Source organism: Deinococcus pimensis DSM 21231 (assembly GCF_000519345.1).
GTDB classification, from domain to species: Bacteria; Deinococcota; Deinococci; order Deinococcales; family Deinococcaceae; genus Deinococcus_A; species Deinococcus_A pimensis.
Map to the genome: position 1 here is coordinate 37,298 of NZ_KI912673.1, position 12,048 is coordinate 49,345.

10 protein-coding genes are annotated in these 12,048 nt (G+C 69.0%); 6 read left to right on the plus strand and 4 right to left on the minus strand.

Annotated features, from left to right (window positions below):
* Positions 1 to 25: 25 nt before the first annotated feature.
* Both DEIPI_RS33825 and DEIPI_RS0122505 read right to left on the minus strand, forming a co-directional pair.
* The gene (locus DEIPI_RS33825; protein WP_052351937.1) at positions 26 to 2,644 is read right to left on the minus strand and encodes an ATP-binding protein; all 2,619 of its coding nucleotides are present in this window, start codon (positions 2,642 to 2,644) and stop codon (positions 26 to 28) included.
* 132 nt (positions 2,645 to 2,776) lie between these two features.
* Entirely contained in the window at positions 2,777 to 3,130 is a 354-nt protein-coding gene (locus DEIPI_RS0122505; RefSeq protein ID WP_027483254.1) for a hypothetical protein, read from the minus strand.
* A gap of 310 nt (positions 3,131 to 3,440) precedes the next feature.
* Between DEIPI_RS0122505 and DEIPI_RS0122510 the strand changes: the two genes are divergently transcribed.
* Positions 3,441 to 4,214: an MBL fold metallo-hydrolase gene (locus DEIPI_RS0122510; protein WP_027483255.1), complete on the plus strand. Its 774-nt coding sequence runs from the start codon at positions 3,441 to 3,443 to the stop codon at positions 4,212 to 4,214.
* Between the two features lie 26 nt (positions 4,215 to 4,240).
* On the opposite strand, the gene DEIPI_RS36025 is transcribed toward DEIPI_RS0122510, so the two are convergent.
* Positions 4,241 to 5,062 (minus strand): alpha/beta fold hydrolase, encoded by an 822-nt coding sequence (locus DEIPI_RS36025; RefSeq protein WP_052351938.1) that lies wholly within the window; start codon positions 5,060 to 5,062, stop codon positions 4,241 to 4,243.
* 29 nt (positions 5,063 to 5,091) lie between these two features.
* Here DEIPI_RS36025 and DEIPI_RS0122520 point away from each other — a divergent pair, with 29 nt between their 5' ends.
* Positions 5,092 to 5,739 carry a hypothetical protein gene (locus DEIPI_RS0122520; RefSeq protein ID WP_027483256.1) on the plus strand — a complete coding sequence of 216 codons (648 nt, stop codon included), beginning with the start codon at positions 5,092 to 5,094 and terminating at the stop codon, positions 5,737 to 5,739.
* A 420-nt stretch (positions 5,740 to 6,159) separates the two neighbouring features.
* Here the strand turns inward: DEIPI_RS0122520 and DEIPI_RS36030 are convergent, their stop codons facing one another.
* The gene (locus DEIPI_RS36030; protein ID WP_052351939.1) at positions 6,160 to 6,621 is read right to left on the minus strand and encodes a cupin domain-containing protein; all 462 of its coding nucleotides are present in this window, start codon (positions 6,619 to 6,621) and stop codon (positions 6,160 to 6,162) included.
* Positions 6,622 to 7,375: 754 nt separating this feature from the next.
* Between DEIPI_RS36030 and DEIPI_RS0122540 the strand changes: the two genes are divergently transcribed.
* From DEIPI_RS0122540 to DEIPI_RS0122555, 4 genes are all read left to right on the plus strand, one after another.
* The gene (locus tag DEIPI_RS0122540) at positions 7,376 to 8,335 is read left to right on the plus strand and encodes an ABC transporter substrate-binding protein (protein ID WP_245588625.1); all 960 of its coding nucleotides are present in this window, start codon (positions 7,376 to 7,378) and stop codon (positions 8,333 to 8,335) included.
* 151 nt (positions 8,336 to 8,486) lie between these two features.
* Entirely contained in the window at positions 8,487 to 10,052 is a 1,566-nt protein-coding gene (locus DEIPI_RS0122545; RefSeq protein ID WP_027483258.1) for a sugar ABC transporter ATP-binding protein, read from the plus strand.
* A complete protein-coding gene (locus DEIPI_RS0122550) occupies positions 10,021 to 11,004 on the plus strand; it encodes an ABC transporter permease (protein WP_245588626.1) in 984 nt (327 codons plus the stop codon). The genes DEIPI_RS0122545 and DEIPI_RS0122550 overlap by 32 nt, the downstream gene beginning before the upstream one ends.
* A 1-nt stretch (position 11,005) precedes the next feature.
* Entirely contained in the window at positions 11,006 to 11,989 is a 984-nt protein-coding gene (locus tag DEIPI_RS0122555) for an ABC transporter permease (RefSeq protein ID WP_084474806.1), read from the plus strand.
* The last annotated feature ends 59 nt before the right edge of the window (positions 11,990 to 12,048 follow it).

The window sequence follows — 12,048 nt, forward strand, 5'->3', positions numbered from 1 at the left end:
CTCACCGCGACATCGGGAGGACTCCCTACCTTTCGCGTTCCGCCTCCCCATTCCCGTCGAGGCCCAGACGGACGGCTTCACGTCCGGCTTCCGTGCGGTTGCGCACGCCGAGCTTCGCGAGCAGCGACGACACGTGATGACCGGCCGTCTTGACGGAAAGCCCGAGGTTACGCGCGATCTCGGCGTCGTGCAGGCCACGCTGAACGAGCCGCAGGACCTGAAGTTCACGGGCCGTGAGGTTCGCCGGGTTGGCGCGCGTGGCCGCCCTCGGTCCTCGCGGGACGCTCCGGACACCCAGGTCACGCAGCGCGCGCACGTTCATCGCGCGGGCAGGTCCCGCCCCGAGCCCCTCGAAGGTCCGAAGCGCCTGCCGGAGCGCCTCCTCGTCGCCGCTCGACAGTCGCGCCCTGGCCGCCTCGTACGGGCAGCGAAGCGCCTCCCAGACGTCCGCCGCTTCCTGCCACGCGCCGCTCAGTTCGAGCGCGAAGGGACGCGCGGCGAACGCCGGTGCGGTGGTGTCGCCCGTGGCCTTCCAGCGCCAGTACGCCAGCTCCCCGGCGAACCAGGGGTGTCGATGGGCGCACGCGAGGTCGTACACGGTTCGCGCCTCGGCCTCCACACGGTCGAGGTCGCCGCTCAGCCACGCCGCTTCCGCCCGAGCGGCCCGCACTGGCGCGAGCCGTTGCAGCGTTCCCGTCCGGTCGGCCATGACCAGCGCCTCGTCGAGCGCGTCCCACGCCTGGGGATCACCGCGACGGGTCCGTAGACGACCCAGCGCGACCAGCGCCATGATCCGACTTGTCGCCGCCGTCTCCGAGCGCGCCAGGACGGACAGCGAGGTGTCCGCCGCTTCCTTCCAGCGGCCCTGGTACAGGTGAGACAGCGCCTGCCACGCCCGCATGTACGACCCATGGCCGTCCAGATCGTGCTCCGCGCAGTACCGCAGGCCCTCCTGGAGGGAACGGTCGGCACGCTCGAACTGGTACAGCTCACCCGCCACCGAACCGAGCATCCGGTAGGCCAGGGCGACATGATCGTCGAGACCCGCCGCGCTCGCGACGTCGCGGCTGCGTTCGAGGAGGGCGCGTCCGCGCTCGTCCTGCTCCAGCAGACGCGCGGTGCCGACGGTGTTGAGCGCGAGCACCAGGATGGAGCGGTCCTGATGCTGCTCGGCGAGCGTCACGGCCTGCTCACCCCAGCGGACCGCGTCCTGATTGTCACGGTTGAGCATCCGCAGGTGCGCCTGACACCAGTAGGCGAAGGCCAGCGCGGACCCGGCGGGGCACGTCTCGAGCATCGCGAGCGCCGTCTGGCTTTCCCGCTCGGCCTCGTCGTTGCGGCCCATGCCCACGAGGAGCCTCGCGAGGTGCGCGTGCGTTTCGCCCACCCGATCGAGGTGACCGCTCGCCTCCCAGAGGCCCAGCGCCTTGCTTCGCGCACGGATCGCTTCGGACACCCGATCGGTGATGAAGCATTCCTCCGCGTACGCGCCGAGCAGCTCGGCCTGCTCGACCGGGGAGAGGTGATCGGCGTGCACGAGCGCCCTCGCGAGCTGCGCGCACGCCTCGCGGTGCGCCCTGACCTTCGTGGCCTCCCTGGCGGCCAGCACGGCGTACGTCAGCGTGAGGCCGACGTCCCCGGCGGCCTCCGCGTGATCCGCGAGACGCGCCGGATCGACCCTTCGTCCGGAAGCTCGCGTGAGGACGTCGAGGACCTGTCGGTGCAGCGCGCGTCTTCGTGGTGGGGTGAGCGTCGCGAGAATCGTCTGCCGCGCCAGCTCATGTCGGAAGGTCAGGCCGTCCGGTCGCGCCTGAAGCACGCCGAGGTTCAAGCCCTCCTCGACCGCGTCGACCTGTGGGCCGAGCAGGTCGTCGAGCAGCCACGGCTCGACGCGCGCCCCGGCGACGGCCATGACGTCGAGCGCGGCGCGCGCTCTCGGGGACAGCCGCGCGGCCCTCGCGAGGACCGCGTCCCGGACCGTTTCGGGCACGCCGTCCGTGCCGCTCTCGATCACCTCGGTGACGTAGAACGGATTGCCCGCTGTCCTCGCGTAGAGCGCGGCGGGATCGAGGTGGTGTTCACGCGCGAGCTCCCCGACGGCCGGTTCGGACAGGGGGAGCAGCTTGAGCCGCCGGGTGGACGTGCAGGTGACGAGGTCACCGATGACGGCCCTGAGCGGGTGGTTCGGACCGACCTCGTCATCCCGGTAGGACACGATCAGCAGCGTGCGGGTTCCCTCGACCCGGCGGCCCAGGAAGCGCAGCAGGTCGAGGGTGGCGTCGTCCGCCCAGTGAGCGTCCTCGATGATCACGCTCGCGCCGCCGGGACGGTCGTTCAGGAAGGTGAGGAACGTGCGGAAGATGCGTGCCCGCCGATCAGCGTCGAGCAGCTGCTCGAATTCACGACCGAGACGGCCGGCCATGTCGTGCAGTGGGCCGAGGGGACGCGGGGTGGACAGCGGCTCGCACCCGCCCGTCAGGACGTTGGCGCCGCGAGCGTGACGCTGCGCGAAGGCCCGCAGGAAGACCGTCTTGCCGACGCCCGCCTCGCCGGCGAGGAGCACCAGCCGTCCCTGCCCGGCGGCCGCGTCCTTCGCCCAGCCGAGGAGCTGCTCCTGTGAGTCCGCCCGTTCGAGCAGGGTCATGATAGGCCGAGTGTAACCGCCGCCGTCGGGCGCTTGGCGCTGGACGGGCGCTGAACTCCAGCAAAGGACGTCTGACGGGCGCGCGGGCCGTGCCCGTGCCGCGATCCGCAGCCCTCGTGAGGCCCCTGGTTCCTATGGGACGCGTTGCTCCTTGGCTTCCTGACCGGTGGCGGATCCGTCGCCCTGCGTGCACGTGACGTTCGGGTTCGGCGGTTCCACGGCGCTGTTCCCCCGGGTCGCGGCAAAGCGCGGGCCGTATTGATCCCCGCGGGACTCCGGAATCAGGTCCAGACGACCCAGGTCGTCGGCGGGGCCGAGGGTGTTGCGGTGAGGGTTGGACTCCGGCACCTCGGGACCCGACTTTTCGCTGCCCACCGTCACGCAGTTCCCGTTGGGAAGCCGCACGAGACCGGCGTTGTGTGCGTACCCACCGGACGAGAGGACGAGCAACCCGAGAGCGACGCCGATCGGCTCGTTCTTGCGCATCAACGGCCTCCTTGCCGGGAAGGGATTTCGGTGTAGTCCGCGTGGGCGGGCGACCTCAAGGGTCCAGGAGTCGCTCTGTGCGCGCTGAGCGGCCCCTTCGCGGTCGGGTGGGTGGGCGGTCGTCCGGCGGGGGCCCCCGTTGCCGGAGGACATCGTTCTCCGGAGCACGACGCGGGTCCGGGTTCCGTCAATGGCACGTCGACTTTGATTTTTCATGCGGGACGGGGACAACCCCGCGGGTTCGACCGCACTTCCTCGGACCGGGCGTCTCATCCTGGGTCCGGGCGGCCAATGCCGGTACACTTCCCGCATGGCCCAAGACACCTTTCGCGTCGTGGCCCTCGGCACGGGCGCGCCGCTGCATCCTGAGCGTGGCAATCTCGCGCTTCACGTCAGTGGCGGCGGCTTCGCACCGTTGATGCTCGACACCGGCGGCGGCCTCGAACTCGCCCGGCAGGCCGCCCGGGTCGATCTTCGTCTCGATGACGTCAGGCACGTCGTTCTGACCCACCGTCACGGTGATCACATCGGTGGGGTCATGGCCTTCGTTCTGGCGGGTCTGCTCGACGTCACGTACTACGGGCCGATCGACGCCCTCGATGGCGCTCGGCAGCTGATCGAGGCCACGTACCCCGAGGTGCCGCGCCCGGCACCCGAGCGTTTTGTGGCGGTCGAGGCAGGCTCTCGGTGGCAGGTCGGCGGCTTCGAGTTGCGCTTTTTCGAGGTGCGGCATCGCGTGCCCACGCTCGCAGTGCGGGTCGAGGGCGGTGGAAAGGTGCTGGCGTACAGCGCGGATAGCGTGCCGTGCGACGCGCTCGTGGCGTGCGCGCGCGAAGCGGATCTGTTCGTGTGCGACGCCCTGGTCGCGGAGTCGGACGGGCAGGACGCGGCGCGTCGTGCGGCGGTCCTGATGCATCCGACGGCGAGGGAAGCGGGTGAGATGGCGCGGTCGGCACGGGCGAAGTCTCTGGCGCTGGTGCATCTCGCCCGCTTCGCCACGGGTGATCGTGTGCTCGCCGAGGGGCAGGCCGCGTTTGGAGGCTCGACGACGCTTCCGGATGACGGGACCGTCCTCCCGCTGTGAGGTGACAAATCAGAGTTGAAATGGCGCTAATGCTTCATCCACGAGGATCTGGCATGCCGGGGTGCAGGGTCGAGGGCCGAGGGTACCAGCTCGTGGGGGAGCGCGCTGTCCGACCAGAACGCCAGGAGCGTCCGCACGAGCAGGTCCGGTTGCCGTGCCAGCCAGGCGTGCCCGCCTCCAGGAACGCTCAGCGCCCGTCCACGCCGCATTCCTCGTGCGAGCGCGAGGGCCGACGCGCGATTGACTGCCGCTTCTCGCGTGCCGACCAACGCCAGTGCCGGGACGTCCACCTCGCTCAGTTCCCGTGGAACGCGGAAACCGGCGCCTTCTCGCATCACGGCCCTCAACGTCTCGGCCGTCATCGCCTGCTGGTCCGCCTCGAACTGCGCGCGCGCCTCCATCGGCACGCCCAGCGCGTCCGCCTGCGCGGCGATCACCTTCGGGTGACGCATCAACGGCCCGAGCGCGACGGTCACGGCGACCAGCAGTCGTTCGAACCGCATGGGCCGCGCGGTCACGCCGATCAGGGTGACGCTGCGCACCACTTCAGGCGCCATGGCCGTCAGTTGCGCGGCGACCGCGCCACCCAGTGAGTGCCCCACCACGTGAGCGCGTCCGTCCGTGGCGCGCTCCTCGATGAACGCCGCGAGGAGCATCGCGGCCCGCGTCACCTCGAACGGACCGACGTCGCGGTTTCTGCCCAGCCCGGGCAGGTCGGGCGCGAGGGTGTGCAGGTGGGGAAGCGCGCGCATGGTGTCCGTCCACATCCACGAGGAGACGCCCGCGCCGTGCAGGAAGAGCACGCTGGGCGCGGTGGTGGGTCCGTGTTCGAGGGTGAGGAGCGACATGCGTCCAGTGTCCGCGTAAGCTACCGAACATGACAGGCCGACATTTCGGTAGCTTCACCGTGCACGATCCGGCGGCAGCGCACGCGCTGCTGGACCTCCGCACGACCCGGCTGCTCGACGCGTTCCTCGACGAGGCGCGCAGCATGTCCGACGTGGCGCGCGCCCTCGAAGAGGACCTCGACTGGGTGCGGTACCGCGTGCGGCGCCTCACGACGCTGGGCCTGCTGCACGTGCAAGCGGAGCGCCGCCGCAAGGGACGCGCGATGCGGCTGTACCGGGCGGCAGCGGCGGTGTTCTTCGTGCCGTTCGAGGTCACCCGCTATGAGTCGCTCGAGGCGTACCTCGAAGGGGTGGAGGGTGACGTGGCAGGCTGGGTTCGGCGCAATGTCGCCCGGACCCTCCGGGAGATGGGCGAGGGGTGGGGCTTGCGGGTCGCGCGGGGTGAGGACGGACGGATGCACTCGAAGTTGAGCCGCTCACCGGACGAGGATCTGACACCAGGCGCTCAGGGTCCGGCGCTCGTGTCGTTCGTGTACCCGGCATTGTCGCTGGACTTCGAGGACGCCAGGGCGATGCAGGCGGAACTGCTGGAGGTCTTCGGGAAGTACGCGGCGCGGGGGGGAGCGAGGCCGTACCTGTGTCAGCTCGTGTTGTGCCCGGTGACCGTCCGCGAGTAGGGCGCCGGGTTCGGCAGACCAGCGTGGCCGGCCGGGCCTGATCGGCGTGCATCCGGGTGACCTGTCGCCCTCCCGGTCACCGCTGGGCGAGGAAGCGGGCGTAGTCCAGGTCCGCCTTCACCGTGACGCCCGCGCGTTCCGCCGCGAGTCCCGCGAGGTACCAGCCCATCAGGCGATTCGGGTCTGTCCGCTGCGCCCGCTCGAACTCCCTGAGCGCCTCACGTGGCCGTCCGAGGTCGAGCAGCAGCGACCCGAGCAGTTCATGCGCCGGCAGCAGCGGTCGGCATGTCGACGTGGCCGTCGTGAGTCTGCGCGGCGGCCATGCCGGTCGTGAGGGCGAGGGTGAGCGCGAACGTCAGGGTGAGCCGCATGAACGTCCTCCCTTGCAGGTGGAGCGTGCTTCGTGGCTTCCGGTGCAGGTCAGCGGGGCGTGACGGCCGCGGCGCCCCTGGGCAGCAGGAGGGCCGCCGTGAACACCGCCGGCACCCGCCCTGGATTGCAGACGTTGTGCACCACGCCCACCGGGATCACGTACATCTGCCCGGCCCGGACGGTCCGCCTGCTCGTCTCGCCGCGTGTGTCGACGGTGATGGTTCCGCTGATGACGGTCTCCAGGCCGGGACCGCCGTGCTCGTGGACGCCGGTGCAGGCGCCGGGCGCGAGCTCCAGCACGTCCTGCTCCACGTTGATCTCCGCGGGCTGGCCGGTGAAGAGGTTCGCGTGTCCCGCCCGGAGCGTCACGCCGGGCGCCTGGGCGCTCGCGGCGCCCGCGAGGAGCGCCATGAGCGCGACGATCGAGGCGCGCTGGATCGGCCTGGCCGGGATGGGCTTGCCCACTGGCGGACGTGACCCGAAGAGGCTGAGGGTCGGAAGGTCGTGCATGAGGCGCCTCCGTTCGACCGCCCTGCGGCGGCAGCGTGAAGGACGTGCGACGGGTGGCCGTCACGAAGGGAGGGCGCTGGGCGGTCGCCGGTGAGCGCGGGCTCGAACGCAGCGGAGACCTCCATCGTGCGCTTCGAGAGGGCCGTGATGGTGAGAGGGGGAGGGGACGAGACCCGCGGGTCGACAGAGCGGCGACGGTCGTGAGCCGGACGACGCCTCGAAAGACGAGGTACCCGGGAACGGCCGTCCTGTCATCACCATTCACGCCGATGTTATCGTTCACACCAGTGGTCCTCTCGGCGAGTGTCGACCCGCGAGGCGCGAAGGACGGAGCGGCCGTCCAGGGGTCGCGGCGCCCGGCGTGCCCGGCGTGACGGCGCCCGATCGACGGGGAGCGCGGCAGGTCACGGCACATCTCAGGGGTGCCCATCCCGACCTCGCGGGAATCGGCCGGACCTGTCGGACACGACAAAATCGGGTCTTTGGGTGATGTGTGACGGAGGACGGGGCCACGCGGGCGGCCGGACGCGCGTGACGGGAACGGCCGCGCAGGTCCGGTCCTTCCACCGGGGGAGAGACCGGGTGCACGCCCGGTGCGCTGACGGCTTGACACGGATAGAGTGACGCCGTACGCTGTTATCGTTCACAACATCAAGGCAAGAGCATCTCACGCTGCAACGCTCAGGACCCATGCCTGAGTGCGGCTCCGATGACGTTGCCGAAACCACCCGGAGGACTTATGAACGTTCGAGTCATGCTTCTTTCCACCGTCGCGGCCTCCCTCGCCCTGGCGGCAGCCCAGTCGCAGTCCGCGGGACTGCCCAAGCTCGCCGTGAAGCCCAAGTACCGCGTGTGCTTCACGCAATCCGAGATGGACAACCCCTGGCGACTCGCCCAGACCAAGTCCATGCAGGACGAAGCAAAGCGGCTGGGCTGGACCCTCATCTTCACCAACGCCAACGGATCCGCCGCGAAGCAGGCCTCCGACGTTCGCAGCTGCATCGCCCAGCGCGTCGACGCCATCTTCCTGACTCCCCGCGAGGAGAAGCCCCTCACGCCCGTGGTCCTCGAAGCCAAGCGCGCCGGAATTCCCCTCTTCGTCATCGACCGCAACGTCGACGAGAAGGTGGCCGTCCCGGGACGCGACTTCGTCACCTTCATCGGCTCCGACTTCTACGAGGAAGGCAAGCGGGCCGCGGAGTGGCTGGTCAAGAAGACGAACGGCAAGGCCACCGTCATCCAGCTTCTCGGCTCCACCGGCTCCTCTCCCGCCATCCTGCGTCAGAAGGGCTTCGAGGACTACGTCAAGAAGTACCCGGGCATCGAGATCGTCGCCTCCCAGACCGGCAACTTCACCCGTGACGAAGGGCGCAAAGTCATGGAGACCCTGATCCAGGCGCACCCGAACGCGAGCGCGATCTACGCCCACAACGACGAAATGGCCCTCGGGGCCATCACCGCCCTCGAAACCGCCGGCCGCAAACCCGGAAAGGACATCACCATCGTCAGCATCGACGGGCAGAAGTCCGCGCTGCAGGCCATCGTCGACGGGAAGCTGGGCGCCACGGTGGAGTGCAATCCCCGATTCGGCGTGAAGGCCTTCCAGACCCTCAAGGACTACGCGGCAGGCAAGACCATTCCCGTGCGGATGGTGAACGAGGACAAGTTCTTCGACGCCACCAACGCCAAAGCGATGCTCGGCTACGCCTTCTGAGCCTGCCGCAGGACCCGCCGGCCGCAGCGACTGACACGACGTCGAGTCGTCCCTGACATTCCTCCGGACAGGCGACGGGTCAGGTGCACTTCCCAGGGCACCTGACCCGCTCGTGTATTCGGTGGATCGGCACTTCGGAGGTCGAGGTACCATGACTCAAGACACGCTGCTCGTCATGTCCGGCATCGACAAAGCCTTCGCCGGTGTTCCGGCCCTGCGAGGCGCCAGCCTTCACGTGGGGTACGGTGAAGTGCACGCACTGATCGGACAGAACGGTGCCGGAAAATCCACCCTGCTCAAAATTCTCACGGGTGCCTACCGCAAGGACAACGGCACGATCACGTTCCATGGTCGCAGCGTCGACTTCTCCTCCCCGAAGCAATCGCAGCAGGGCGGAATCGCCACCATCTACCAGGAAGTCAACCTGGTGCGGCTGCAGACCGTGTCCGAGAACGTCCTGCTCGGTCACGAACCCCGCCGTTTCGGCGTCATCGACTGGCGGGCCACCCACGCGAAAGCTCGTCGGATCCTTCGAGGCATCAACGTCGAGATCGACGTCACCCAACCCCTCGAGAACTACAGCCTCGCCGTCCAGCAGATGGTGGCCATCGCACGCGCCCTCGCCCTGAACGCCCGACTGGTGGTCATGGACGAACCCACCTCCTCACTCGACGACCGCGAAGTGGAGACGCTCTTCCGCGTCATCCGGCAACTCCGAGATCAGGGTGTCTCCGTCATCTTCGTGTCCCACCGACTCGACGAGCTCTACACCGTCTGCAGTCACATCACCGTCATGCGTGACGGCCAGACGGTCCACCAGGGTGAACTCAGCCACCTCGGCAAGCTTCAGCTGGTGTCGAGCATGCTGGGCCGCAACGCGCAGGACGTCGTGCAGGAAGGCCGGACGGGGTTCGAACGCGCCCGTCCGGGCGACGACGTGATTCTGGACGCGCAGCTTCTCGAACGAGCGCCACGAGTTCACGGCGTCAACCTCCAGGTGAGGCGCAGGGAAGTCGTCGGGCTCGCCGGGCTGCTCGGCTCCGGCCGCACGGAAACGGCGCGGACCGTGTTCGCCGCCGAGCCGCCCAGAGGTGGAGAGGTCCGCTTCAAGAACCGCGTCGTCCGCTGGAAGACCCCTCATGACGCCATCCGTGACGGCGTCGCGTTCAGCGGCGAGGACCGCAAGCAGGACGGCATCATTCCCGACTGGTCCGTCCGCGAGAACCTCACGCTCGCGCTGCTCCCCAGGCTGACCCGAGCAGGCATCGTGAATCGCGCGGCACAACAGCGGGTCGTGGAGAAGTTCGCCCGGCGCCTCAACGTCCGCTGCGCCAGCTACGACCAGCCCATCCGAGAGCTGTCCGGCGGGAACCAGCAGAAGGTCCTGCTCGCCCGGTGGCTCTGCATGAACCCCGACCTGCTGATCCTCGACGAACCGACCCGAGGCATCGACGTCGGCGCGAAAGCGGAGATTCAGAGGCTCATCAGCGAACTCGCCGGCGAAGGCCTCGGCGTGCTCATGATCTCCTCCGAACTGGAGGAACTGATCGAAGGCTGCCACCGCGTGACCGTGCTCCGCGACGGCAGACCCGTCGCGAGCCTCCAGGAAGGTGACCTCAGCGAATCCAGGGTGCTGAGCGCGATGGCCCACGACGCACACCAACCGACCCTGGAGAGCGACGCCCATGAAGGACAACACCATGCTGGCCACGACTGAGACCCCCACACCCCGCGGGCGGAGGCCATTCACCCCGTCGAGCGCGTTGATTGCCCTGCTGGCGCTCGTCCTGTACAACATCGTCGCGAACCCCAACTTCCTGACGTTGAACTCCCTCAACATCAACATGACGCAGTCCGCGACCATCCTGATCGTCGCGGTCGGCATGACCTTCGTCATCGCCACGGGAGGAATCGACCTCTCCGTCGGGTCCGTCATGGCGATCAGCGGCGCCATCGCGCCGCTGCTGTTCCTCGACCGGGGCCTCAGCCCGATCGTCGCTCTGCCCCTCGCCGTGATCCTGCCCCTGTGCGCCGCGGCCCTGTGCGGCGCGTTCAACGGTCTGCTCGTCACGCGCTTCCGCATCCAGCCGATCATCGCGACGCTCGTGCTGTTCATCGCGGGTCGCGGTGTCGCGCAGGTCGTCAGCGGCGGCGCACTGGTCAACTTCACCGGCGCGTCCTTCACGGCCCTCGGCACCACCCGCATCTTCGGCGTCAACATCCAGGTGTTCCTGATGCTCGCCATCCTCGTGATCGCCACCTGGGTGATGCGCTCGACGCTCTTCGGCCGTTACGTCGTCGCCGTCGGCGGGAACGACCGGGCCTCACGCCTCGCCGGCGTCCCCGTCAACCGCACCAGGATCACGGTGTACGTCATCAGCGGCGTCCTCGCCGGTCTCGCCGGCCTGATCACCATCGCCGTGAACAGCTCGTCCGATGCCAATCTCGTCGGCCAGAACATGGAACTCGACGCGATCGCCGCCGTCGCGGTGGGTGGAACGGCGCTGAGCGGCGGCAGGGTCACCCTGGTCGGGACGCTCGTCGGCGCCCTGTTCATCCAGCTGCTTCGCTACACGCTCCTGGTCAACGGCGTACCGGACGCGGCGGCGCTCGTCGTGAAGGCCGCCATCATCATCGCCGCCGTCGCCCTGCAGTACCGGAGGAAGTGACATGGCCCTCAGTCTCCCGACGTCCACCCGCCTGGCGCCCGCCACGCTGCTTCGAGGTCAGGGCGCGCTCGTCGCCCTCGTCGTCCTCGTCGCGTTCGCCGCCTTCCGTTACGAGGGCTTCTTCACCCTCTACAACGCCAGCACCTTCTTCCGGTACAACGCCATGTTCATGCTCATCGCGATCGGCATGACCATGGTCATCCTCACGGGGGGCATCGACCTGTCCGTCGGGAGCGTCGCGGCGATGACCAGCGTGATCGCGGCCCTCGCCAGTCCCCACGGCGCGGGCGTGGGTCTGCTCGCGGGGGTCGCCGCGGGCGCCGCGATTGGTCTGCTCAACGGTCTGGTCATCACACGGCTGCGCGTCGAGCCGTTCATCGCCACGCTCGGCACGTTCCTCGGAGCGCGCGGAATCGCGCAACTCGCGTCCGGCCAGGCGGCCGTGTCGGTCGACAGCAGCGGAGGGTTCGCCCGGCTCGGGCAGGGCGACTGGCTCGGCCTCCCCGTTCCCGTCGTCCTGGTCATCGTGGTGTTCCTCGCGGGGCTGTTCCTGCTGCGCTCCACCCGCACGGGACGCTCCATCTACTGCGTCGGCGACAACGAGGACGCCGCGCGGCTCATGGGCTTCGGCGTGGATCAGGTCAAGGTCCTCGTGTACACGATCAGCGGCCTGCTCGCCGGTGTCGCGGGCGTCGTCCTCGCCGCGCAGTTCGGCGCCGGTCAACCGGTGGAGGGCGTCGGCTGGGAACTCACGGCCATCGCGGGTGTCGTGGTCGGCGGCACGCTCCTCACCGGCGGGCGAGGCTCACTCTTCGACACCATGGTCGGCGTGACCCTGCTCGGCCTCATTTTCAACATCCTCAACTTCGAGAACGGCAAAGGCGTCATCTCCATCGACGTCTTCTGGCAGAACGTCATCCGTGGTGTGTTCCTCCTCGTCGTGGTGATCCTCCAGTCGAACTCCACCCGCAGAAAAGGCGAGTAGCGGCTCCAGGCGATTTCAGGTGCGCCCGTCGTTCACCGCAGCCTCCCCTCCGGCCGGCG